This is a genomic window from Nocardia sp. BMG111209 (assembly GCF_000381925.1).
GTDB lineage: Bacteria > Actinomycetota > Actinomycetes > Mycobacteriales > Mycobacteriaceae > Nocardia.
The window spans coordinates 1,474,361-1,498,378 of sequence record NZ_KB907307.1 but is presented as its reverse complement, the minus strand read 5'-3'; the positions used below and the strand labels follow the sequence as shown (position 1 = coordinate 1,498,378).

Genomic DNA, 24,018 nt, shown 5'->3' with positions numbered 1-24,018 from the left:
GACCGCCGGGTATGCGAACATATGTTCTATGACTGCGGTGCCGGATGCGACGGGTGCGGGGATCCTGCATGCCGATCTGGATTCGTTCTACGCGTCGGTCGAGCAGCGCGACGATCCGCGGTTGCGGGGCCGGCCGGTGATCGTGGGGGGCGGGGTCGTGCTGGCGGCCAGTTACGAGGCCAAGGCGTTCGGGGTGCGAACGCCGATGAACGCGCGGCAGGCACGGCAGCTGTGCCCGCAGGCGATCGTCGTGCCGCCCCGGATGTCCGCGTACGCACGCGCCAGCAAGGCGGTGTTCGAGATCTTCCGCGACACCACACCCGAGGTCGAGGGACTGTCGATCGACGAGGCCTTCCTGGATGTGCGCGGCCTGCGGCGCATCGACGGCACACCGGAGCAGATCGCGGCGCACCTGCGGGAGCGGGTGCGCCGCGAGGCGGGACTGCCCATCTCGGTGGGGGTGGCCCGCACCAAGTTCCTCGCGAAGGTTGCCAGCGCGGTCGCGAAACCCGATGGGCTGCTGATGGTTTCACCCGGCGAAGAGCTGGACTTCCTGCATCCGCTGCCGGTGGAACGGCTCTGGGGCGTCGGTGCGGTCACGGCCGCGACGCTGCACGAGTACGGCATCACCCGCATCGGGGAACTCGCCGCGCTGGGTGAGCGGCCGCTGATGTCGATGCTGGGGCCGGGTGCGGGGCGGCATCTGTACGCGCTGTCCTGGGCCCGGGACCCGCGCCGGGTCGATACCGGCCGCCGGCGGCGGTCGATCGGCGCACAACGCGCCCTGGGACAGCGTCCACGCTCGGCCGACGAGATCGATGCCTATCTGGCCGGACTGAGCGACCGTCTCGGCCACCGGTTGCGCGCCGCCGGACGGCTGTGCCGAACGGTGGTGCTGCGCTTGCGATTCGGTGATTTCACCCGGGCCACCCGATCGCACACATTACTGGAGGCCACCGACGGCGGGGCGATCCTGCTGCGCACCGCCCGCGCGCTGCTGTCCGCCGCGATGCCCCTGATCCGCGACCGCGGGCTGACCCTGATCGGCCTGTCGCTGACCAATCTCGACGATGCCACCGCCGTCCAACTGGCCCTGCCACTCGGGCCGCGGCCCGAGGCCACCCTCGATGCCACGCTGGACCGGTTGCGGGACCGCTTCGGCGCGGGCACCGTCACCCGGGCCGTGCTGCTGGGGCGCGGCGAGGGACTGTCGGTGCCGATCCTGCCGGACTGAGCGGAGTCCGGGCGCTGGTCAGACGATGGATCCGGAGCCCATGACGGCGATGTTCAACATCTCCTGGGTGCCCTCGGGCGTCTCGTAGGCCGACTGCCGGCGTGGCGGCGCGGTCGTGGTGGGGGTGGTCCCGGGCGCGGCGTGCTCGTCCTGCTGCTGCACCACCGCACCCGGACTCTGCGAGCCGGTCGCCACATCGTCGGGCGTCGCCGACGCCGTACCCGACAAGCCGGCCACCACCACGCCGGCGACCATCACACCGAGGACACTGGTCTTCATCCGCACGGGAAAACTCCTTCGAATTCTGTTGGGACACACACCAACAGCTACGAAGCCGGGTTACACACCACCGGTACGGAACTCGCGATCGGCCGGAACCGTCAGCGGGGGAGCAGGCCCCGGGCGACCAGATCGTCGAAGAGGATCCGGTCCACCGGCGGGACCCGGTCACGGTCCGCGTAACCGAACCAGGCGATCTCGTCGATCTCACTACTGGGGGCGAGGGTTCCCGCGAATTCGGCTGTGTAACAAGCCATCCGGACCAGCACGCCGGGTTCGCCGGGTACATCCGCGTCGTAGGTGCCGACGTGGGCGACCGTGCCCGGCAGCAACGCGACGGTCAGCTCCTCGTCGATCTCGCGCAGCAGCGTCTGCAGATCCGACTCGCCGGGCTCGCGCTTACCGCCCGGGATGTAGAACACATCCTTGCCGCGCGGCCGGGCGCACAGGATGCGGCCCTCCTCGATGAGCACCCAGGCCACGGTGTCGATGAGCCGCTCCACGGGTTCGCTGCGCATCCGGGCAGACTACCGTCCGGCGGAATTCCCCTCCGGTTGCCCCACATCACGACCGCCCGATGCGACGATGCGTCCATGAGTTCCGATATTCGGCTGTCGTCCCCCGCCGGGCGCTGGGTGCTGCTCGCCACCGTCCTGGGATCCGGGATGGCCCTGGTGGATTCCACCGTCGTCAACGTCGCCCTGCCGCGCATCGGCGCCGAATTCGGTGCGTCGATGGCCGGGTTGCAGTGGACGGTGAACGCCTACACGCTCACCCTCGCCGGATTCGTCCTGCTCGGCGGATCGCTCGGCGACCGGTTCGGGCGGCGGCGGGTGTTCCTGATCGGGGTGGTGTGGTTCGCCCTGGCCTCCGCGTTGTGCGCTGCGGCACAAGACATTCCGATGCTGATCGCGGCGCGCGCACTGCAGGGTGTGGGTGGTGCGCTGCTGACGCCGGGGGCGCTGGCGATCATTCAGGCATCGTTCACGCCGGACGACCGGCCCCGCGCGGTGGGTGCGTGGTCCGGGCTCGGTGGTATCGCGGGTGCGGCGGGCCCCTTCCTGGGCGGCTGGCTGGTCGGCGTGGCCGGGTGGCGCTGGGTCTTCCTGCTGAATCTGCCGCTGGCCGTGCTGGTGATCGCCGTCACCGCCCGCCACGTACCGGAGACCTCCGACGAGAGTGCCCACGGCCGCTTCGACGTGCTCGGCGCGGTCCTCGCGGCGGCGGCCCTGGCCGGGATCACCTACGCCCTGACCGAGGCGCCGACCCATACCGCCAACCGCGCGCTGGTGATCCTCGCGGCGGTGGCCGGGATCGCGGCGGCGGTGTGGTTCGTCCTGGTCGAACGACGACGCTCACACGCCACCACCGGACCCCAGCCGATGCTGCCGGCCCAGGTGTTCCGATCGCGGCAGTTCACCGCCGTGAACGCGGTGACCTTCGTGGTCTACGGCGCGATGGGCGTGGTGTTCTTCCTGCTGCCCCTCACCCTCCAGGTGGTGTCGGGCTTCTCGCCGATCCTCGCGGGTGCGGCGATGTTGCCGGTCACCGTCGTCATGCTGCTGCTGTCCTCACCCGCCGGCGGCCTGGCCCAGCGGATCGGCCCGCGCATCCCGATGACCGTCGGCCTGGCGGTCGCCGCGGCGGGCATGCTGCTGATGCTGCGCGTCGGCCGCACCTCGACCTACCCGGGCACGGTCCTACCGGCGGTACTGGTGTTCGGCCTGGGCCTCGCCGCGATGGTGGCGCCCCTGACCGCCACCGTGCTGGCCTCCGCCGACCCGCAACACGCGGGCATCGCCAGCGGCGTGAACAACGCCGTCGCCCGCGCCGCCGGCCTCCTGGGTGTGGCCGCCATCCCGCCCCTGGCCGGCCTCGCCGGCGAAGCCTACACCGACCCAGCGCTTTTCGCGTCCGGCTTCCACCGGGCGATCGTGGTCTGCGCGGTGACCATGCTGGCCGGCGCCGCCCTCACCGTACTGACCGTCTCCGACGACACCCTGCGTACGGCCCCGGAAAGCGCCGCGCCGCAATGCCGGACCCACTGCGCGATCGCCGCCCCACCACTGGACCGGGTACCCGCGCAGGATCGCGGGGATTCGGGAGGTGCGTCGCCCTCCCGGCCCTGAGGACCGCACCGTTCACTTCGGTTCGCGCGCAACATGTTCGCTTGCGATGGTGGGTGCGTCGGCGTCCCGTATCTCGCGGTCGGTCGAGTCGTTCCGGCGAGCCGGTAGGGTCGGAGTGATGGAGTGGAGTTTCCGGTCGGCGGAGGAGCAGCGGGCCGCGCTACGGGGTGGTGCGGTGAGCTCGGTGGAGCTGACCGAGGAGGCGATCGCCCGGATCGAGCGGGACGACAAGGCGATCAACGCGATCTGTGTCCCGGACTTCGATCGTGCGCGGGCCGCGGCACGGGATGCCGACGCGGCCTACGCGCGCGGCGAGGACCGGCCGTTGCTCGGAATCCCGGTGACGGTCAAGGAGTCCTACAACGTCGCTGGACTGCCCACGACCTGGGGGATGCCGCAGTACGCGAACCATCTGCCCGCCGAGGACGCGCTGGCGGTGTCGCGGATCAAGGCCGCGGGGGCGGTGATTCTCGGTAAGACCAACGTGCCGTTCATGTTGCAGGACTGGCAGAGTTACAACGAGATCTACGGCACCACCAACAATCCGTGGGATCACGAGCGCACCTCGGGCGGTTCCTCCGGCGGCTCGGCGGCGGCGCTGGCGTCGGGATTCGGCGCGCTGTCGCTCGGCTCCGATCTCGCCGGCTCCCTGCGTAATCCGGCGCATTTCTGCGGCGTCTATGCGCACAAGCCGACCCTCGGACTGGTCCCGGCCCGGGGGATGGTGCCGCCGCCCGCACCGGCGTTGCCGGTCGAGGGCGACCTCGCCGTGTGCGGTCCGATGGCGCGCACCGCGCGCGACCTCGCGCTGCTGCTGGACGTGATGGCCGGACCGGACCCGCTGACCCACGGCATCGCCTACGACCTGAGGCTGCCGCCCGCCCGGCACGAGCGGCTGGCCGACTTCCGGGTCCTGATCATCGACGAACATCCGCTCATGGCAACCGGTTCCGCGGTGCGGGCCGGGGTGAACCGGGTCGCCGAGGCGCTCGCCGCAGGTGGGGCGCACGTCGAGCGGCACAGCCCGCTGCTGCCCGATCTGACCGAAACCACGATCCTGTACGGGCGATTGATGATGTCCAACGTCGGCGCGCGCATCCCCGCCGAGGCGTACGAGCAGGTGCGGACCCTCACCGCCGGCCTCGCGGCCGACGATCCGAGCCTCGATGCCGCGCGGCTGCGGGGCATGGTCACGAGCCATCGCGACTGGATCGCGGCGGATATCCAGCGGGAACTGCACCGCCACCGCTGGCGGCAGCTCTTCACCGAGTTCGACGTCGTGGTGTGCCCGATCACGTCTATTCCCGCGTTCCCGCACGACCACAACCCCGACCGCGGAGCACAACGGCTCGACATCGACGGCGTCGAATACCCCTACATGGACCAGATCGTCTGGGCCGCACCGGCAACCATGTCCGGCCTCCCCGCCACCGCCGTACCCACGGGCCCGTCGCCCGAGGGGCTCCCGGTCGGCGTGCAGCTCATCGGCCCGCGATTCGAGGACCGCACTCCACTGCGCCTGGCCGAACTCCTCGAGCAGCAACTCGGCGGCTTCCGGGCCCCGGGCACCGCGGTCGGCGACGAATCGCCGACAGTGCGCCCACCACAGCGGAATTCGACGCCTGCCTCCGGCACATGACAAGCCTCGGCCGGGCCGCGATCGCACGATCCGCCCGCTTGACCCTGACGCTGCGTCGGGGTTGCACCCTTGGCTCATGACGAACAACACCGCCTCCGCGACTCGGCCCGCTCCGCCGGTCGGGAGGCTCCAGAAGGTCGACGGCCGACGCATTTTCGTACATCGGCTGGGCACCGGCGGGCCGCCGGTCGTGTTCCTGCCGGGTGCGGGCGCGGTCGGTCTGGACTATTTCGCTGTGCAGCAGAAGGTTTCACAGTTCTGCACCGCGGTGGTGTACGACCGTGGCGGCACCGGATACAGCGATCCGGTCCCGCTGCCACGCACCGCCGCCGCGGTCGCGACCGAACTGCACGAGGTGCTGCACGCCCAGAACCTCACCGCCCCATACGTTCTGGTCGCGCATTCGCTCGGCGGCGCCTACGCGCACCGGTTCACCCAGCTGTACCCCGGGGAGGTGGCGGGGCTGGTCTGGCTGGACGGCTTCCACCGCGACTGGGCCGATTTCCAGCCCGCTGCGGCGAATTCGACGGACCGGCAGCCGGCACCCGATCCCGGCCGGATGCGCCCGGCCCTGCGCGCGATGTTCACCGAACTGGTGGCCGACTATCCGGAACACCTGCGGCAGCCGCTGATCGACGCCCACACCGGCGACGAGTGGCTCCGCGCCGGCATCGCCGAGCGGCGCAGCCTCACGGCACTCGCCGACGAATTGCGCGCCGGGCCCGACCTTCCCGACGTACCGGTGGTGGCGCTCACCACCGAGGGCACCGACCCCGGCCCGCAGGCATCCATTCCGGAGGAGACCATGCGCGCGGTGCACCAGGGTATGCGGAAAATGGCTGCGGCCGTGGTGAGTACGGTGTCGTCCGGGGAACACCGCGTCGTCTCCGACGCCGGCCATCACGGATTGTGCTTCACCCGCCCGGATATCGTGGTCCGGGCGATCCGTGACGTCGTCGACCGGGCGGATCGCGCCTAGACTGGGCCGGGCCATATTTCCCGAGGTCCGGAGGCCGACGGTGCTCACGATCGGGCAACTCGCTGCGACCGCCCGGGTGACCGTGCGCACCGTCCGCCATTACCACCAGGTCGGCCTGCTACCCGAGCCCGAGCGTGACAGCTCCGGATACCGCCGCTACGGTGCGCAGGCGGCGGTGGATCTGGTCCGGATCAGGACTCTCGCCGAAGCCGGTGTGCCACTGGCCCGCATCGACGCACTGCTGCACGCTCAACCGGACGAATTCGCGGCCGCCGTCGCCGATATCGACATCGCGCTGCGGGCCGAGATCGACCGGCTCATCGAAAACCGCCGCCGCATAGCCGAATTGGCGAGCGGCGAGGAGCTCGTGCTGCCTCCCGAGATGGTCGCCGTGCTGGACCGGTTGCGCGGTCTCGGCGTCAGCGAACGGACGGTCCGGCTCGAGCGCGACTGGGCGATCCTGCTGCGGGCCTCGGACCCGCACGCGGTGCCGCAGTGGATCCGGGACAAGAGCACCGGCTTCGACGACCCCGAGAAGATGCGCCTGTACCTGGCCTGTGATCGCTCGGTCGACTGGGATCCGCACGATCCGCGGGTGGATCGGCTCATCGACGACCTGGAAACCTGGGAGATCGAACGCGAGGGCCACGGCAGCCGCCCTGAGCACCCGACACCCACCTTCGCCTTGATCGTCGGGGAATCACCGGCGTGGCAGCGCATCCTGGAGTCGCTCGCCCACCGCGCCGAGCGGCGCGGGACCGCCGGGCACGAGAACTGATCACACTCGGCGCGAGTCACTTCGATTGAGCGGCAAGCCCTTCCGGCGCCGGGATATCGTCCTCCGGCAGGCGTGTGGGGGCCGCGATCCCGTAGCGGGTGACGGCGAAGGCGCCAAGCAGGGCCACGCATGCCGCGACCGCGAGCGTGTGCACCCCGGCGAGGAAGTGCAGGCCGGTCGGGGCGCCGGCCACCGCGCCGAAGATCGCGACGCCACTGGCCGTGCCGATCTGCCGCGCGGTGTTCGAGACACCGGTCGCCAGTCCGGATCGGCCTGCCGGGGTCGCCTGTACCACGGCAGCCACCACCGCGGCCGTGATCAGTCCGGCGCCGCAGCCGAGCAACGTGAAACCGCCCAGCAGCCAGCCGAATCCGGCCGTGCGGGACAGGCCCGTCAACATGAGGGCCCCGATCGCGCCGGATACGCATCCGACGCTCACCACGCCGCGCGCACCCCAGCGGGCCGTGCAGCGGCCCGCGACCGGCGCGAGGGCCACCAGCGGAATCGCCAACGGCAGCACCGTCATTCCCGCGCGCACCGGCGACAGTCCCCGGACGTCCTGTAGATACAGCGTGCCGACGAACAGGATGCCGTTGAAGATCAGGTTGCCGGTCAGCGCGACCGCGTTCGGGCTCAGGAAGGCTTTGCGGCGCAACAGATCCAGCGGCAGTATCGGATTCTCGCTGCGGTTCGCGGACCAGCCGGCGGCGAGCAGCGCCACGACGGTGAGGGTTCCGGTGGCCGCGAGCGTGATCGGGCCGGCGCCGTGGCCCGCCGCGATGACGGTGAACACCAGCCCGCTCAGTCCCGCCACGAATCCGGTCAGGCCGAGCAGATCGAGGCGTCCGCTGCGGTCGCCCGGCCGGTCCGGCACCGTCCACAGTGACGCGGCGATGGCGACGGCCGTCAGTGGCACGTTGATCCAGAAGACCGGTCGCCAGCCGAACCAGCCGATGAGGAATCCGCCCACGAGCGGCCCGGCCGGTAGCGCCAGGGAGGAGAAGGCCGCCCAGGTGCCGATCGCCCGCGCCTGCTCGGAACGTTCCGGGAACACGTCGACGATGACGGCCATCGTGCTCGGCAGCAGCAGCGCGCCGCCGATGCCCTGCACCACCCGTCCGGCGATCAGGACGGAGACCGCCGGTGCGAGCGCGCAGACCAGCGACGCGGCGCCGAACAGGGCGAATCCGGCGACCAGTACCCGCCGATGACCGATCCGGTCGCCGATCGTGCCACCGGCCAGCAGCAGTCCGGCGATCGCGACCACATAGCCGTCGACCACCCATTGCAACGTCGCCACCCCCGCGTGCAGCCCGTGCGAGATGCTGGGCAGCGCGACATTGACGATGGTGACATCGAGCAGAACCAGGAACATGCCGGCGCACATCACCGCCAGGACGCGCTGCCGGGACGGCGATCGTGGCGAAATCGAGGAAACCATGTTCGTAGTGTTTCCCGCCGTTGTTTCGGTGTGCACCGAAACATGGCCGCACACTGCGGGTTCCGACTTGCGGAGCATCGGGATCCTGAGCTCACCGCGACATTTCGGTGGGCACCGAAGTGTCCGCGCGGCAGACTCGGAGTATGTCCGACACAACTCTGCACGGATATGCCGATATCGCCGCCGTCGGGACGCTGCTGGCCGATCCGACCCGGGCCCGGGTGCTCGCGGCGCTGGCCGACGGCCGCGCCCTGCCCGCCTCGGTGCTCGCCGCGGAGGCGGGGGTCGCGGCGTCGACGGCCAGCGAACATCTGTCACGGCTGGTCGGGGGTGGTCTGCTCGTGGTCGAACGGTCCGGCCGGCATCGCTACTACCGGCTGGCGAGTCCGGAGGTGGCGGCCGCGATCGAGGCGATGGCGGTGCTGGCGCCGGCGCCCCCGGTGCGCTCGCTGCGCCAGTCCACCCGGGCCGCCGCCCTGCGCCGGGCCCGCAGTTGCTACGACCATCTCGCGGGGCGGCTGGGTGTCGCGGTGACCGCGGCCCTGCTCGACCGGCAGGCCCTGGTCCGCACCGACGGGTACGCGGGAAACGAACGCGCGCAAGGGGATCCGATTTCGGCGCCGTTGTCCGAACATCCGTATCGGCTGGGTCCCGAGGCCGGATCGGTCTTCGCCGAGCTCGGCGTCGATCTCGCGGACGCGAATGACAGCCGACGGCCGCTGCTGCGGTTCTGTGTCGACTGGAGCGAACAGCGACACCACCTCAGCGGTGCGCTGGGTGCGGCGATCCTCACCCGGATGGAGTCGGCGGGCTGGGTCGCGCGCCAGGATTCCCGGCGCGCGCTGCGCCTGACCGAGCGCGGAGCGGACGAACTGGACCGGATCCTCGGGGTGGCGCTACCGGCCTGACCGTCAGGCCAGTTTCTCGGCCCGCTCCCGCAGTCCGGCGGTCATCCCCGCGAATCCGCGCCGCATCGCCGCCCCCAGCGAGGCGGCGACCACCGGTTGCAACCACCCGGCAAGTTCGAAGTGCGAGTGGTACCGGCAGTGGTCCGCCGAGACCGGGGTGACGGTCTGGGTGCGCAGACTGTGCAGCGCACCCAGCGGGATCGGCTTCATCGAGTAGCTGAATTCCGTTCCGGGCGTGTGGGTTCGGATGAACTCCCGCTGTTTGCGCGGCTGGGAACCGGTCAGCTGTACCAGCATGTCGATCGGCTCCCCGGGGCGCAAGGTGGTCCGGCACTCCAGCGCGAACGGATTCCACTCCCCGTACGCGCCGAAATCGGTGAGCACCTGCCACACGATCTCGGCGCTCGCCCCGATCTCGACGCTCTCATCGATCACAAAACCCATGCGGGCACAATAACTGAAACCTGTTCTATTGGACTATCGATCCGCGGACGGGCCGGGTGTGAGCATCCGGTCGATGAGCATGCGGGCGGCGCGGTCGACCCGGTCGTCGTCGCCGGTGACCAATCGGTCCTGGAGCAGGCCGCGGATGCCGGAGACCAGGACCGTGGCGGTGGATTCGGGGTCGGCTACGGTCGGGTGGAAGCGGGACAGGGTGGTGGTGAGGGCTTCGACCAGGACGTGGACGGCGTCCTCGGCGTAGCCGCGGAAGGGGCTGTCCGGAATCGAGGCGACGCCGAGGACCTGGAGGAGCACCCGGGTGCTCGAGATCCAGTCGGCGGTGGTGTTCACGCAGAACGATTCGCTCATGACCGTGCGCAGGGTCGCCAGATCCGGTATGTCCGCGAACATTCCGGCGATGTCCGGGCGCTGGGTCTCCAGCGCGGCGATCAGCATCTGCTCCTTGGTGCCGAAATAGTGGATCAGCATGCGGGAACTCGTGCCGAGGTACGCCGCGAGGGGACGTAGCGACAATTCGGTCAATCCGTATTCGCCGAGATAGCCGATGACGCCGGACAGCAGTTCGGCGCGGCGGACGTGGTCGGGGGGCCTGGGCACCTGTCGACTGTATACATGTCGCCCTACCTGCCGAAACCCGCGAGATGAGGGTTACGGATGAGCTACACTGGAAATCGCTGACCGGAACGACGAATTCGCCGTCCGCCCACTATGCGGTACCCCAAAAAAGAACTACTGCAGTGGCTGTCGCACGCCGGTCCCGCCTCGCGTTCGCCGAGTCCGATCGAATTCCCGATGCGCACTCCGGGTCGCCGCTGCCTTCCGCACTTCGCATCGAAGGAGGCCGTCATGCGGCTGGGACTGGACTATGCCGGTGGCCGCCCCGGCGGCGGCGCGATCGGCGCCGCCGGATACTCGTTCGTCGTACGTTATCTCAGCGACGGGGGGCCCGGACTACCCGGGAAACTGCTCACCCCGGCGGAGGCAGACGACCTGCGCGCCAACAACATCGACATCGTCGGCAACTGGGAGACCACGGCGACCCGGATGCTCGACGGCTACGACGCCGGCGCCCGCGACGCGCACGCCGCGCTCGGTCAGGCCCTGGCCTGCGGCGGCCGGGCGGACCGGCCGATCTATTTCTCCGCCGACTTCGATGCCACACCCGCGCAACAGGTTCCGATCGACGCCTATCTGCGCGGCGCCGGCTCGGTGCTGCAACCCGCGAATGTCGGTATCTACGGCGGATATTGGCCCGTCTCGCGGGCGTTGAACAACGGCACCGCGGCCTGGGCGTGGCAGACCGGCGCCTGGTCCGGCGGCAATATCGACACCCGGATCAACCTGTACCAGCGCATCGGGTTCGTCCGCGTCGGCGGGGTGGAATGCGATGTGAACGAGGCGCACACGAACGATTTCGGGCAATGGTCGGTAATCAGCAAGGGAGGCGAGATGCAGTTGACGGACACCCTGACCGATGCATACGGGAATCCGGTGACGGTCGGCGACATTCTGAAGTGGATCAGCTTTCATGCCGATCTCACCGTGGACGGGCTCGGCGGTCCCGGTTCGCGGACCGCCCTGCCGCCCGATCAGAAGATGACCGGCCACCCCGCACTCGGCGGCCGCACCATCGTCGGCGCGATCGCGGAGATCGGCCAGGCGCTGAAACTGCCGGGTTTCGATCCGGAGCAGGCCTGAGTCGCGCATTCCGGTGGCGGCGGGCCCGGCTCGCCGGTCCGCCGCTTGACTGTAGCGATCGTTACAGGTATCCCTGGACCGCATGACTGTAACGACTGCTTCACAAACGCGCGGTGTCGTCGTCACCGGGATGGCGGCGACCACCTCGCTGGCGGCCGATCTCGACGCGACCTGGGCCGCGCTGCTGGCCGGGCAGAGCGGAATCGGGCCGCTGGACGACGATTTCGTCGCCGCCTACGACCTGCCGGTGCGCATCGGCGGTACGTTGCGGCAGCCGCCGGGGGATCGGCTCACCCGCGTCGAGCAGCGGCGGCACTCGTTCGTGCAGCAGCTGGCGCTGGTGCTGGGCCGGGAGGTGTGGCAGCACGCGGGCGCACCCGAGGTCGACGGGGAGCGGCTGGCGGTCGCGATCGGCACCGGGCTCGGCGGCGGCGACGCCTTCGTGACCGCGGTCGACGCGATGCGCACCGGCGGCTACCGCAAGGTGCCGGCGCTGACGGTGCCGATGGTCATGCCGAACGGCCCGGCGGCGCGGGTCGGACTCGAATTCGGCGCCAAGGCAGGCGTTTACGCGCCGACCTCGGCCTGCTCGTCGGGGGCCGAGGCCGTCGCGCAGGCGTGGCGGCTGATCGCCACCGGCGAGGCCGATGTGGTGATCGCGGGCGGCGTCGAGGGCTTCATCGATGCCGTGCCGATCGCCGGCTTCGCGATGATGCGCGCGATGAGCACCCGCAACGACGAACCCGCCCGTGCCTCCCGGCCGTTCGACCGGGACCGGGACGGTTTCGTCTTCGGCGAGGCGGGTGCGCTGCTGGTGCTGGAGTCCGAGGGCTTCGCGGCCGCGCGCGGGGCCACCGTGCACGGCCGGGTGCTCGGCGCCGGGATCACCTCCGACGGCTATCACATCACCGGGTCCGAACCGGAGGGTGCGGGTGCGGCGCGGGCGATGCGGAAGGCGATCGAATCGGCGGGCCTGACCGGCACGGATATCCGGCACGTGAACGCGCACGCGACCGCCACTCGGGTGGGCGACGCGTCCGAGGCCAACGCCATCGCCGCCGTCGCCCCCACGGCCACGGTGTACGCGCCGAAGTCGGCGCTGGGGCATTCCATCGGCGCGGTCGGCGCGCTCGAGGCCATCCTCACGCTGTGCGCCCTGCGCGATCAGCAGGTCCCGCCGACCCTCAACTTCGAACACCCCGATCCCTCGGTCGAACTCGACATCGTGCACGGCGCGGCGCGGCCGCAGCGCATGGACCACGCGCTGAGCAACTCGTTCGGTTTCGGTGGGCACAACGTGGCCCTGGCCCTCGGCCGCGCCTGATCCCACGGCTCCGACCTGCGCCGGAATCACGGTGAACCCAAACCTGGTGCGGGCCGCGACGACGCGATTCGATACGGTTTCCTGAGGTAGTTGTGTCGAATCCCGAGGTTGCCGATGAGTGAAGTGTCGATCGCGTGGGTGGATGGTGCCCTGGAAACCATCGATCAGCGTGCGCTGCCGCAACAGTTGCGGCCGCTGCGGATCACCACGGTCGACCAGGTCATCGACGCCATCCAGACCCTGGCGATCCGCGGCGCCCCCGCGATCGGCGTCTCCGGCGCGTTCGGCGTGGTGATCGCCGCCCGGGCCTTCCCCGACGATCCGGCCCGGGTGCGGGCCGAGGCCGCGCGGATCGCGTCGGCCCGGCCCACCGCGGTGAATCTGGCCTGGGGAGTGCAGCGCGCGCTGACCCGACTGGACGGGGGTGCGCAGGCGGTGCTGGACGAGGCGCTGACCATGCTCGAGGAGGACGGCCGGGTCAACCGGGACGCCGCCACGCACGCCGCCGATCTGTTGCAGCGCCTGCTCCCGGATCGCCCGCTGCGGATTCTCACCCATTGCAACACCGGGCGGCTGGCCACCACCGCGTTCGGTACCGCGCTCGGCGCGCTGCGCGTACTGCACGAACGCGCGGCGCTGGAATCGGTGCTGGTCGACGAGACCCGGCCGCTGTTGCAGGGCTCCCGGCTCACCGCTTGGGAGCTGGCCGAGGCCGGCATCCCGCACCGGCTCACGATCGACTCGGCGGCCGCGTGGGCGATGGCGACCGGACAGGTCGACGCGGTGATCGTCGGGGCCGACCGGGTCACCGCCGACGGTTCGGTCGCGAACAAGATCGGTACCTACAGTCTCGCGCTGGCCGCGCATCATCACGGACTGCCGTTCGTCGTGGTGGCGCCGGAATCCACCCGCGATCCGGCCACCGCGACCGGCGGCGAGATCGTCGTCGAGCAACGGGCCGCGCACGAGATCACCCACGTGGCCGGAGTGGCGACGGCACCCGACGGCACCGCGGTGTTCAATCCGGCGTTCGACGTGACGCCGCCGGAATTGGTCACCGCCGTGGTGACCGAGAACGGTGTGGTCGGCCGGGTTCGTCCACCACGCGCCGGCAATGAGAGCGCCACACCCGGCAGCAACGGCACGTTTGCATCGAGTGCCATTGCCGAAGCGCACGATTCGGCCGGGGATCGGATCGCCGGGATCGCTCGCGAGCTCTACGCGCAGGGCTGGATGCCGGGTACGGCCGGGAATATCTCGGAGCGCGAAGGCGATACGGCCGTGGTGACCGGAAGTGGGCTGTCCAAGGGCGAACTCACCGCCGCCGATGTGGTGGGTGTACGCATCGCCGATTCCGTCGCGGTGTCCGGGACGCGGAAACCGTCCGCGGAGACCACGATTCACACGGCGGTGTACCGGGCCACCGGTGCGGCGGCGGTGGTGCACGTACACCCGCCGCATGCCACCGCGCGTTCGGCCGGCGCCGCGGAATCGTTGCGGTTCACCGGCTACGAACTCATCAAGGGTCTCGGCGCGAGCGAAACCATTGACATTCCGGTGTTCGCGAACCACCCTGACGTACCGCGTATCGGTGCCGACATCGAACGGTATCTGATCGAGCACCCCGACGCGCCGCCGGTGCTGTTCATCGCCGGCCACGGCATCACCGCGTGGGGTGCGAGCCTCGCCCAGGCCCGCGACCGCGCCGAATGCCTGGAAGCGATGTGCGAACTGGTGACGCTCACCGGCCGTCGCGAGATCTGATCCACCCGTCGTTCCCGAGGAGTATTGACCATGACGCTGCTGCAGATCATGTCCGACACCGACGCCGGTGGCGTCCGGCTGCGCACCACCGACGCCGAGGTGATCGGCGCCGAACTGTCCCGGCGCGGAATCCTTTTCGACCGCTGGCCGGCGCTGGAGAGCGTGACCGCGGCGACCACGAACGAGCAGTTGCTCGCCGACTACGCCGACCGCCTCGGCGAGCTCAACGCGGACGGCCGCTACAAGCACATCGATATCGCCCGCATCCACCCGGACGACAGCAACCCGGACTGGCCGGCCACCGCCGCGGGGGCCCGCGGCAAATTCCTCGCCGAGCACCGGCACGCCGAGGACGAGGTGCGATTCTTCGCGGCCGGCGTCGGCTGCTTCTACCTGCACCTGGGCGACGAGGTGCTGGCCACCGTCTGCTCCGCGGGCGATCTGGTCTCGGTGCCCGCGGGCACCCGGCACTGGTTCGACATGGGTACCCGGCCGGAGTTCGTGGCCGTCCGCTTCTTCGAGGAGGAGGACGGCTGGATCGGGGACTTCACCGGCGACACCATCGGCGAGCAGTTCCCGACCCTCGACGAGCTGGTCACCGGCACCACCACGGGCCGATGATCACGACGATCGTCGTCGACATCGAGGGCACCACCAGTCCGACCGCCGCGGTGCGCGAGGACCTGTACGGGTATACCCGGCAACGACTTCCGCAGTGGCTGGCTGCCGAGCGCGACGGTGCGGCCGCCGCCGTGATCGCCGCCACCCGGGAGCTGGCCGGACGGCCGGACGCCGAGGTCGGCGAGGTCGCGGAGATCCTCGTGGGCTGGCTGAATTCCGATGTGAAGGCCGAACCGCTGAAGACCGCGCAGGGCGTCATCTGCGCGGAGGGCTTCCGCGCCGGGGCGCTGCACGGGGAGTTCTTCCCGGACGCGCCCCCGGCGCTGCGGGCCTGGCACGCGGCCGGGATCGCCCTGTACGTCTACTCTTCCGGGTCGGTGCGCAATCAGCAGGACTGGTTCGCGCACGCCCGCGGCGGCGAGTTGGCCTCGCTGATCGGCGGCTGGTTCGATCTGAACAACGCCGGCGCCAAGCGCGAGGCGGCGTCGTACGAGAAGATCGCCGGCGCGATCGGCGTCGCCGGGGACCGGATCCTGTTCCTGTCCGACCATCCCGACGAGGTCGATGCCGCGGTGGCCGCGGGCTGGCACGCCGTGGGCGTCACTCGGCCCGGTGAGCCGAATTCGCCACGGCCGCCGCATCGTTGGATCGGCTCGTTCGCCGAGCTCGACCCCGCCGCGCGGTAATCCTCAGACCCGGGCCCCGGCCCGCGCGATGAGGTATTCGATCAGCGTGGTGAGAACCGTCTTGCAGGAGTTGCGATCCCGGGCGTCGCACAGCACGACCGGGATGTGCGCGTCGAGGTCGAGCGCCTCCCGGACCTCGTCGGGGGTGTAGATCGGCGCACCCGCGAAGCAGTTCACCGCGACGTTGAACGACAGCCCGCGGCGCTCGAAGAAGTCGATCGCGGAGAACGAGTTCTCCAGCCGCCGGGTGTCGGCGATGACGACCGCGCCGAGGGCCCCGCGGGCCAGTTCGTCCCACAGGAACCAGAACCGGTCCTGGCCGGGGGTGCCGAACAGGTACAGCACCAGGCTCTCGTCGATGGTGATGCGGCCGAAGTCGAGGGCGACGGTGGTGGTCTTCTTGTTCTCCACCCCCGCCAGATCGTCGACGCCGGTGGACAATTCGGTGATCATCTCCTCGGTGCGCAGCGGCGCGACCTCACTGATCGATGACACCATGGTCGTCTTCCCGACGCCGAATCCGCCGGCGATGAGGATCTTGACCGAGGCGGCCAGCACGGCCGCGGAGGTGGGTTCAGACACGGTGTGTTTCTACAGCTTTCGAATTCCGTCGAGTACGGCACGCAGGACGGTGATGTCACCGGCACCCGCGTCGGTGCGGTCGGGCGTCCGGAAGTTCAGATGCCCGTCACTGATCAAATCGCCCACGAGAATCTTGGTGACCGCCAACGGCAATCGCAGCACCGCCGACACTTCGGCCACCGACTGCGGCACATGGCACAGCCGCAGAATCTCCGGGTACTCCGGCTCAGGGCGCCGCAACGGGATCGACGACGACTTGGTCACGACCACCGTCAGCATGTCCAGTTCCCGGCCCACCCCGAGCGTGCGGCCACGCGTGACAGCGTACGGACGGACCAGCGGACCCGCCTCGTCGTCGAACCACGGCTGACCGAAACGCGTCATGACGTCCGGTGCTCCGCGTGTTCGGCCAGACCACGACGTGTCTCCGTCGACAGGTACGGTCCCACCCGCGCCACCGTCAGGTTCATCTCGTACGCCACCATCCCCACATTCGCATTCTCGCTGGCCTGCAACGCGATACACGCATTGTCACCCGCCGAGGTGACGAACAGCACCGCCCGGTCCAGTTCGATCACCGCCTGCCGCACACCACCGCCGTCGAACCGGTGACCCGCCGAACGCGCCAGCCCGTACAGCGTCGCCGACATCGCACCGAAATGCTCGGCGTCCTCCCGGCTCATGGACGTGCACCGCCCCAGCAACAGCCCATCGGTGGAGTGCACCACCGCGAACCGCACCCCCGCCAGGCGATCGACGAGATCGTCGAGCAGCCAGTTCAGATCACCTGCGTTGGAAGAGGTCACCTTCGCCTTCCTGTTGTTCCGGTCGAACGGCCGCGGTCGAGTCGCCGATGGCTCGCCGGCCTTGTCGGGTGCCGTTGTTGATGGCCGACATGAGATCTCGGGCCTGCTCGGCCGAACGTGGCCGCTCCGAACCGGATTCGCTGTTCGGCTGCTGCTGCGACAGCTCCGGTGCGAGGCTGGCCTGCTTACGGCGGCGCGGCAGCGGTGGCCGGTTCGGCACCACCCCGTAGTGCGGCACCGCCGGTGCGCGCCGGGGCGGTTCAGGCGCCGGCGGCGGGGCCGGGGCCGTGATCGGTTCGGCCGCCGGCAATCCGGCGAACGGGCGGGCGACCGGTGCGGCCACCGCGGCCGGCCGCGCGAACGCGGTCACGGCGGGCATCTCGCCGGTCATCGGCGGATCCGGGATGCGGGTGAAGCGGTCGGGCAGATGGTCGACGGCTGCGGTCTCCGCCGCGATCAGCGGCGTCGGCACCAGCACGATCGCGCGGACGCCGCCGTAGTCGGAGTCGGTCAGCCGCACCGAGATTCCGTGCCGGGTGGCCAGCTGCGCGACCACGAACAGGCCCAGCCGGGAATCCGCCGACAGTGTCGCGACACCGAAATCCGGTGGCTGCCGCAGCATTTCGTTGGACCGGTGCAGGGTGTCGGGCGGCATGCCCATACCCTGGTCGGTGATCTCGATGACCACGCCCTTGCCGACCACGGCGCCGGTGATGTCCACCCGGGACTCCGGCGGCGAGAAGGCGGTGGCGTTGTCGATCAGTTCCGCGAGCAGATGGATGAGGTCGGCGACGCCCGCGCCGACGATGTGCACGGCCGGCATCCGGGCGGTGCGCACCCGCGCGTAGTCCAGGGTCTCGCCGACGGAGCTGCGGACCAGTTCGACCAGCGGCACCGGCCGCCGCCACTGTCGGCCGGGCTGCCCGCCGCCGAGGATGATGAGGTTCTCGGCGTTGCGGCGCTCGCGGGTGGCGAGGTGATCCATCCGGAACAGCGTGTCCAGCATCGCCGGATCCTCCTGCCGCGATTCCGCGTCGTCGAGGATCTCCAGCAGGCGGTGCACCACGATCTGGCTGCGGTGCGCGATGTTCAGGAAGACCGCGCGCACACCCTCGCGGGTGCGCGCCTCGGTGATCGCGGCGGAGACGGCGGCGGTGTGCGCCCGGTTGAACGCGCGGGCCACCGCGCCGACCTCGTCGGTTCCGAAATCCAGTTGTGCCGCTTCGGCTTCCACGTCGATGTGCTCACCGGCGGCGAGGCGGCGCATCAGTTCGGGCAGCCGGTCCTCGGCCAGGGCAAGGGTTTCGGTGCGCAGCCGCTTCAGCCGCCGGATGAGCCGGTTGGCCAGCCACAGCGCGACCAGGAAGGCCGCCAGCGAGACCGCCAGCGCGCCACCGCCGGCCAGCGTCGAGTTCTGCGCGGTCCGGTTGACGGCGACCAGGGCCTCGCCGGTGCCCCGCGAGGCCTGTTTCAGCCACAGGTCGAGCACCTGTTTGGTGAGCTGGTCGTAGGCCGCGCGCCAGTCGGTCACGCTCAGCGGCGGGGGCGGGATCGCGCCGCCCGCCTTGGCCGGCGCCGGCGGATGGATGATGTAGTCCTCCATGGCCGACAGCTGCTGCCAGGCCGGGGAGGCGATCACGGCGGCGGCCGATTGGCTTTCGGCACCGGTCAATTCGTGTACCAGGCGGGGTAGTTCGGCATGGTAGAAGCCGACGTTGTCGCGGTACTCGGCCAGCAGCGGCGCGGGCAGCGTCAGGCCGTTGAGCACGGCCGCGGTGAGCGAGGCGCTGCGCGCCATCGACTCCATCGCCAGCAGTACCCGGACGCCCTTGTCGGTCTCCAGGGTGGCGGACACGCTCGGCGAATCCTTCATCACCACCTGGCTACCGGTCACCACGCCGTCGAGGATGCGGGTGTAGAGGCTGTAGACGTCCGGAACGGCCATGGCCCCGGCGTCCACGGCGGCCCGGATCTGGGGCAGCATCTTCTGGAGGGTGTCGAAACTGCCTGTGTCGTAAGCCATCTTGTCGTTGAACTTGTCGTTGATGGCTTTCTGGGTGGGAGCGATCGCGCGCAGGACCGCGTCGACCCGCTGGCGCGCCTGCGCCAGCCCGACCGGATCGGGCTGCTCACCGGCCAGCTGCCACAACGACAGCATCCGCTCCTGTTCGAAGGCGGCAACCATCTCGCGGCTGGTGTCGGTGGCATTGGAGAGCACCTGCAGCCAGTCGTGCGAGTCACGGCTCTCGTTCAGCAGGTAACCGGCTGTGCCGACCCCGATTCCGAACAAGGCCACGCTCGGCACGAAGGCAATCACGAGCACCCGCGCCCGGATGCCGACCGACCTGCCGACCGTCCGTTTGAACATCGGCACACCGTAACCGGTACCAGTCGGAAACGGACCCCGAATTCGGTATTTGAGACATATCTCAACCGGGGGTTGGGAACGAGCACAAGCGAATCCTCGAATCATTGGATTGCTTTATGCAAGAACCGATCAGAATTGTTCGCAGACCGATCGGCGTGTGCGGAAACCGGTCAGGGTAATGCCTGAGCGCTCGCTCGAGTAATGAGGTGTTCGACCAACGTCATCAGGACGTTCTTCACCCCATTGCGGTCGCGCGCATCGCAGAACACGACCGGGGTGTGCCCGTCGAGATCGAGCGCGTCACGGACCTCGTCGGTGGTGTAGACCGGCGCACCCTCGAAACAGTTGACCGCGATCGCGAAGCTGACCCCCCGCTTCTCGAAGAAATCGATCGCCGCGAACGAGCTCTCCAACCGGCGGGTATCGGCGATCACCACCGCACCCAGCGCACCCCGGGCCAGCTCGTCCCACAGGAACCAGAACCGATCCTGCCCCGGCGTACCGAACAAATACAGCACCAGACCCGGATCGATGGTGATCCGCCCGAAGTCCAGCGCCACGGTCGTGGTCTTCTTGCCCTCCACACCGGACAGATCATCGACCCCCACAGAGGTCTCGGTGATCATCTCCTCGGTGCGCAACGGCGCCACCTCACTGATCGCCGCGACCATGGTGGTCTTACCGACCCCGAATCCACCGGCGATCAGGATCTTCACGGAAGCGGCCAGCTGCTGTTGCCCGGCCGCGGGGTCAGAGTCTACGAATGCCATCGAGTACCGCTCGCAATAGGTTCACGTCGTTGGGGCCGATGTCGGTCTGCATCGGTGCCCGGAAATCGAGATAGCCCTCGCCGATGAGGTCGCCGACGAGGATTTTGGTGACCGCCAGCGGAAGGTGCAGCATGGCGGATACTTCCGCCACCGACTGCGGGACCTGACACAGGCGCATGATGTCCGTGTACTCCGGCTCGGTTCGTCGCAGCCGGGGCGCGCGGGGTGCGCACACCACGAGGGTGAGCATGTCGAGTTCATGACCAGCACCGACGGTACGGCCCCGGGTCACCGCGTAGGGACGCAGCAGCGGGGCGTCTTCGTCGAACCAGGAAGTGTCGTAGTGCGTCATGGCGTCCGCTCGTTACTGCCTTCGAGGTGGTACTTGCCCGGCCAGGCCACGAGTACGCGGCGCGGTGGACAGATAACTGCCCAGACGCTGCACGGTGATGTTCATCTCGTAGGCGACCATGCCCAGGTTCGCGTCGTCACCGGCCTGGATCGCCAGGCACGCATTCGCACCCGCCGCGGTCACGAACAACACCGCCGTCTCCAACTCGATCACCGCCTGCCGCACCGCACCACCCCGGAACCGCGTCCCGGCACTGCGCGCCAGACCGTACAACGTCGAGGACATCGCACCGAAATGCTCGGCGTCCTCCCGGGTCATCGAGGTGCAACGGCCCAGCAACAACCCGTCGGTGGAATGCACCACGGCATACCGGACACCGGCGAGACGGTCGACGAGGTCGTCGAGCAGCCAGTTCAAATCACCTGCGGTAGAAGAAGTCACCTTCGCCTTCCTGTTCGTTCGAGGCCACGGGATTCGCGGACGTCGGATACGGCTCGGGACGAGCACGACGCCCCTGCCGGGTACCGTTCTCGATCGCCGACATCAAATCCCGCGCCTGATCGGCACTACGCGCCGGCTCCGAACCGTACTCCTCGGCCTGTGGGTCGTCGGCGAGTTCGGGTGCCAGGCTGGCCTGCTTGCGGCGGCGGGGCAGCGGGGGACGGGTGCCGCCGCCACCGGCCGAGGGCGCCGACGGAGTCGGTCGTGCGGAGGGCCGCTGCTCGGGTTCGGGCTGCGGGATCGCCCGCAGATAGGCGGTATCCGGCTGATCGACCGGCCGGCCGTACGACGTTTCCGGCGGCGCGGCGGGCCGCAGGTACGAGGTGTCGGCCGGCTCCTGGTAGGACTGGCGCTCGTAGGTGGGCCGTTCCGGCGGCGGGGGCTGGTACGGCGGATCGGCCGGTGCGACATGATGGCGGCCCGTGTCGAAAACCGAACGATCGAAACCGAATTCGGCGTCGTCCTGGGCCGCGAAAGAATCGACCGGATCCGGCTCGGGCGCGTATGCCGGTTCGGGCGCATACGTCGGCTCGGGGGCGTACGACGTCGGTTCGGGTGTGTACGACGTCGGCTCGGGTGCGTAAGCCGGTGCGGCAGGACCAGATTCGAGCGACTGCATCGGATAGGAACCGGTCACCGCGGCGGGTGCGGGGGCCTGCCGGACCGGGACCCGGTCGCGGAGGTGGTCGGCCACCGGGGCGTCGGTGGTGATCAAGCCGACCGGGATCAACACGATCGCCCGAATACCGCCATAGTCGGAGTCGGTCAGCCGCACCGAGATACCGTGACGAGTGGCCAACTGCGCCACCACGAACAATCCCAGACGAGAATCCGCGGACAGGGTCGCGAGACCGAAATCCGGTGGGTTACGCAACATCTCGTTGACGCGCTCGAGTTCGTCGGCGGGCATACCCATACCCTGATCACTGACCTCGACGACCACACCCTTACCGACACTGTTACCGGTCACATCCACCCGCGACTGCGGCGGGGAGAACGCGGTCGCATTGTCCACCAACTCCGCCAGCAGGTGCATGAGGTCGGCGACCACATTGCCCAGCACGAACACCCGCGGCAGACGATGCGTGTTCACCCGCGCATAGTCCAGAGTCTCGGCCACAGCGCTGCGGACCAGTTCCATCAACGGGACCGGACGCCGCCACTGCCGGCCCGGCTTACCACCACCGAGGATGATCAGATTCTCGGCGTTACGACGCTCACGAGTCGCGAGGTGATCCAGGCGGAAGAAGGTGTCCAGCAACGCCGGATCCTCCTGCTTCGACTCCGCCTGATCGAGCAACTCCAACTGCCGCGCCACCACGATCTGACTCCGATGCGCGATATTCAAGAACACCGACCGCACACCCTCACGAGTCCGCGCCTCGGTGATCGCCGCCGACACCGCCGCAGTATGCGCACGGTTGAAAGCCTGCGCCACCTCACCGATCTCGTCGTTACCGAAATCCAGGTGCGCGGCCTCCGCGGCGGGATCCACCTGCTCCCCGGCATCGATCTTGCGCATCGTCTCCGGCAGCTGCACCTCCGCCAAAGCCAAAGTCTCCGAACGCAATCGACGCAACCGCGCGATGATCCGATTCGCCAGCAACACCGCAATCGCGAACGCCACGATCGCCAGCGCGATCGCGCTACCACCACTGACCAACACGGCCCGCGACCGCGAATGCGCCAGATCCGCGGCGCTGGTCATGCCCGCGGCGTTCTGCTGGATCGTCACGTTGAACAGCTGCTCGCTGACCGAGTTGGCGGCGGTCCGCCACTCCTCGATCGTCATCGGAAGCGGCGCCGGCGCACCGTTCTTCGGCGGCGCGGGATGCAGCAGCGCATCCTCCATCGTGGTCACCTGCGCCAGCGCCGGGCTGGCGAGCAGATCCTTGACCAGCTTCGCGTCGGCGTCGTCCAGATCGTTGCTGAGCTGGTTGAGCAGCGAGTGGTAGAGACCGACGTTGTTGCGGTACTCCGACATCAGCGCCGGCGGCAGGTCGCTACCGGCCACCGGTGAGGTGAGCGCGTTGGCCCGCGAATTGGCCTCGACGGCCTGGAACAGCTTCAGCGAGATCATCTCGTCGATCGCGGCGCTGATGGTCGGCGCGTTCTGGCCGACGATCTTGCTGCCCTTGTCGACGCCGTCGAGCAGCGCGGTATAGAAGGCATACACGTCGGGGATCTGCACCGCGCCGGCGTCGACACCGGTCCGCAGGCCCGGCAGCTGCACCGTCACAAGCTTGTTGAACGCGGCGACCTTCTGGTCCATGTCGGCGCCGCCGACCCGCTGCATCGACCGGCCGGTGGAACCGAGGCCGCCCAGGGCCTTGTCCACGCGCGCGCGGGCGGCGGTCAGCGCCTTGGCGTCGGCGTCCTGCCCGGACAGCTGCGCGATGGACAACAACCGCTCGTCCTCGACCGAGGCCATCAGCTCTTTGGTGAAGGAGAGGCTGCCCGCCATGGACCGCGAGAAGTCCTCGGCGTGGCTGGCCTCATCCTCGAGGTAGATGGTGTAGCCGACGCCGATTCCGAACAGTGCGAGACTCGGGACGAAGGCGATGGCGAGAATCCGAGTTCGAACCCCGGATAGTCTGACTCTCTGCACCGGCGAAGTGTAACCACATGTTGCGTTATATGTCATTCTTGTCCGATTAATTCTCTACCTGTACAGACGTCCAGCGCTGGGGATTGCCG

General features: G+C 69.4%; 24 protein-coding genes. 11 read left to right on the top strand and 13 right to left on the bottom strand.

The window, feature by feature from the left end; all coding sequences use genetic code 11:
• Nucleotides 1-28 precede the first annotated feature (28 nt).
• On the top strand, nt 29-1,234 hold the full coding sequence (gene dinB / locus G361_RS0106600) for a DNA polymerase IV (protein WP_019926272.1): 1,206 nt from the start codon (nt 29-31) through the stop codon (nt 1,232-1,234).
• Between the two features lie 18 nt (nt 1,235-1,252).
• Here dinB and G361_RS0106595 read toward each other — a convergent pair whose 3' ends face one another.
• Together G361_RS0106595 and G361_RS0106590 are read right to left on the bottom strand one after the other, a co-directional pair.
• Nucleotides 1,253-1,513 carry a hypothetical protein gene (locus tag G361_RS0106595; protein WP_019926271.1) on the bottom strand — a complete coding sequence of 87 codons (261 nt, stop codon included), beginning with the start codon at nt 1,511-1,513 and terminating at the stop codon, nt 1,253-1,255.
• Nucleotides 1,514-1,614: 101 nt separating this feature from the next.
• Nucleotides 1,615-2,031, bottom strand: a complete 417-nt coding sequence (locus G361_RS0106590; RefSeq protein ID WP_019926270.1) for an NUDIX domain-containing protein — start codon at nt 2,029-2,031, stop codon at nt 1,615-1,617.
• 75 nt (nt 2,032-2,106) lie between these two features.
• Here G361_RS0106590 and G361_RS0106585 point away from each other — a divergent pair, with 75 nt between their 5' ends.
• The 4 genes from G361_RS0106585 to G361_RS0106570 all read left to right on the top strand — a co-directional run bounded on the left by G361_RS0106585 (nt 2,107) and on the right by G361_RS0106570 (nt 7,038).
• Nucleotides 2,107-3,642, top strand: a complete 1,536-nt coding sequence (locus G361_RS0106585; RefSeq protein ID WP_019926269.1) for an MFS transporter — start codon at nt 2,107-2,109, stop codon at nt 3,640-3,642.
• A gap of 118 nt (nt 3,643-3,760) precedes the next feature.
• Nucleotides 3,761-5,281 carry an amidase gene (locus tag G361_RS42555; protein ID WP_081635484.1) on the top strand — a complete coding sequence of 507 codons (1,521 nt, stop codon included), beginning with the start codon at nt 3,761-3,763 and terminating at the stop codon, nt 5,279-5,281.
• 76 nt (nt 5,282-5,357) lie between these two features.
• Entirely contained in the window at nt 5,358-6,260 is a 903-nt protein-coding gene (locus G361_RS0106575) for an alpha/beta fold hydrolase (RefSeq protein WP_019926267.1), read from the top strand.
• A 40-nt stretch (nt 6,261-6,300) separates the two neighbouring features.
• Nucleotides 6,301-7,038 carry a MerR family transcriptional regulator gene (locus G361_RS0106570; RefSeq protein ID WP_019926266.1) on the top strand — a complete coding sequence of 246 codons (738 nt, stop codon included), beginning with the start codon at nt 6,301-6,303 and terminating at the stop codon, nt 7,036-7,038.
• A gap of 16 nt (nt 7,039-7,054) precedes the next feature.
• On the opposite strand, the gene G361_RS42550 is transcribed toward G361_RS0106570, so the two are convergent.
• Nucleotides 7,055-8,479 (bottom strand): MFS transporter, encoded by a 1,425-nt coding sequence (locus tag G361_RS42550; RefSeq protein ID WP_019926265.1) that lies wholly within the window; start codon nt 8,477-8,479, stop codon nt 7,055-7,057.
• Nucleotides 8,480-8,622: 143 nt separating this feature from the next.
• Between G361_RS42550 and G361_RS0106560 the strand changes: the two genes are divergently transcribed.
• Nucleotides 8,623-9,387, top strand: a complete 765-nt coding sequence (locus G361_RS0106560; protein ID WP_019926264.1) for a helix-turn-helix transcriptional regulator — start codon at nt 8,623-8,625, stop codon at nt 9,385-9,387.
• A 3-nt stretch (nt 9,388-9,390) separates the two neighbouring features.
• Here G361_RS0106560 and G361_RS0106555 read toward each other — a convergent pair whose 3' ends face one another.
• Both G361_RS0106555 and G361_RS0106550 read right to left on the bottom strand, forming a co-directional pair.
• Complete coding sequence (locus G361_RS0106555; RefSeq protein ID WP_019926263.1) at nt 9,391-9,831, bottom strand: SRPBCC domain-containing protein; 441 nt, start codon at nt 9,829-9,831, stop codon at nt 9,391-9,393.
• Nucleotides 9,832-9,864: 33 nt separating this feature from the next.
• Nucleotides 9,865-10,446 carry a TetR/AcrR family transcriptional regulator gene (locus G361_RS0106550; protein WP_019926262.1) on the bottom strand — a complete coding sequence of 194 codons (582 nt, stop codon included), beginning with the start codon at nt 10,444-10,446 and terminating at the stop codon, nt 9,865-9,867.
• Nucleotides 10,447-10,695: 249 nt separating this feature from the next.
• Here G361_RS0106550 and G361_RS46700 point away from each other — a divergent pair, with 249 nt between their 5' ends.
• The 5 genes from G361_RS46700 (at nt 10,696) to mtnC (ending at nt 15,942) form a co-directional block, all read left to right on the top strand.
• Complete coding sequence (locus G361_RS46700) at nt 10,696-11,547, top strand: glycoside hydrolase domain-containing protein (protein WP_155981332.1); 852 nt, start codon at nt 10,696-10,698, stop codon at nt 11,545-11,547.
• A gap of 82 nt (nt 11,548-11,629) precedes the next feature.
• The gene (locus G361_RS0106540) at nt 11,630-12,871 is read left to right on the top strand and encodes a KasA/KasB family beta-ketoacyl-ACP synthase (protein WP_026342760.1); all 1,242 of its coding nucleotides are present in this window, start codon (nt 11,630-11,632) and stop codon (nt 12,869-12,871) included.
• A 114-nt stretch (nt 12,872-12,985) separates the two neighbouring features.
• Nucleotides 12,986-14,635 (top strand): bifunctional S-methyl-5-thioribose-1-phosphate isomerase/methylthioribulose 1-phosphate dehydratase, encoded by a 1,650-nt coding sequence (locus G361_RS0106535; protein ID WP_019926259.1) that lies wholly within the window; start codon nt 12,986-12,988, stop codon nt 14,633-14,635.
• Nucleotides 14,636-14,665: 30 nt separating this feature from the next.
• Nucleotides 14,666-15,256, top strand: a complete 591-nt coding sequence (locus G361_RS0106530; RefSeq protein ID WP_019926258.1) for an acireductone dioxygenase — start codon at nt 14,666-14,668, stop codon at nt 15,254-15,256.
• Entirely contained in the window at nt 15,253-15,942 is a 690-nt protein-coding gene (gene mtnC, locus G361_RS0106525; RefSeq protein WP_019926257.1) for an acireductone synthase, read from the top strand. The genes G361_RS0106530 and mtnC overlap by 4 nt, the downstream gene beginning before the upstream one ends.
• A gap of 3 nt (nt 15,943-15,945) precedes the next feature.
• On the opposite strand, the gene G361_RS0106520 is transcribed toward mtnC, so the two are convergent.
• The 8 genes from G361_RS0106520 to G361_RS0106485 all read right to left on the bottom strand — a co-directional run bounded on the left by G361_RS0106520 (nt 15,946) and on the right by G361_RS0106485 (nt 23,929).
• The gene (locus G361_RS0106520) at nt 15,946-16,524 is read right to left on the bottom strand and encodes an ATP/GTP-binding protein (protein WP_019926256.1); all 579 of its coding nucleotides are present in this window, start codon (nt 16,522-16,524) and stop codon (nt 15,946-15,948) included.
• A 9-nt stretch (nt 16,525-16,533) separates the two neighbouring features.
• Complete coding sequence (locus G361_RS0106515) at nt 16,534-16,908, bottom strand: DUF742 domain-containing protein (RefSeq protein ID WP_019926255.1); 375 nt, start codon at nt 16,906-16,908, stop codon at nt 16,534-16,536.
• Nucleotides 16,905-17,330 carry a roadblock/LC7 domain-containing protein gene (locus tag G361_RS0106510; RefSeq protein ID WP_019926254.1) on the bottom strand — a complete coding sequence of 142 codons (426 nt, stop codon included), beginning with the start codon at nt 17,328-17,330 and terminating at the stop codon, nt 16,905-16,907. Before G361_RS0106510 ends, G361_RS0106515 begins: the two co-directional genes overlap by 4 nt.
• Complete coding sequence (locus G361_RS0106505; RefSeq protein ID WP_019926253.1) at nt 17,308-19,698, bottom strand: sensor histidine kinase; 2,391 nt, start codon at nt 19,696-19,698, stop codon at nt 17,308-17,310. Before G361_RS0106505 ends, G361_RS0106510 begins: the two co-directional genes overlap by 23 nt.
• A gap of 170 nt (nt 19,699-19,868) precedes the next feature.
• Nucleotides 19,869-20,468, bottom strand: coding sequence for an ATP/GTP-binding protein (locus G361_RS0106500; protein WP_026342759.1), 600 nt, complete (start codon nt 20,466-20,468; stop codon nt 19,869-19,871).
• Complete coding sequence (locus G361_RS0106495; protein WP_019926251.1) at nt 20,449-20,820, bottom strand: DUF742 domain-containing protein; 372 nt, start codon at nt 20,818-20,820, stop codon at nt 20,449-20,451. Before G361_RS0106495 ends, G361_RS0106500 begins: the two co-directional genes overlap by 20 nt.
• Before the next feature lie 12 nt (nt 20,821-20,832).
• Nucleotides 20,833-21,261: a roadblock/LC7 domain-containing protein gene (locus G361_RS0106490; RefSeq protein ID WP_026342758.1), complete on the bottom strand. Its 429-nt coding sequence runs from the start codon at nt 21,259-21,261 to the stop codon at nt 20,833-20,835.
• Nucleotides 21,239-23,929 carry a sensor histidine kinase gene (locus G361_RS0106485; RefSeq protein WP_019926249.1) on the bottom strand — a complete coding sequence of 897 codons (2,691 nt, stop codon included), beginning with the start codon at nt 23,927-23,929 and terminating at the stop codon, nt 21,239-21,241. Before G361_RS0106485 ends, G361_RS0106490 begins: the two co-directional genes overlap by 23 nt.
• Nucleotides 23,930-24,018 lie beyond the last annotated feature (89 nt).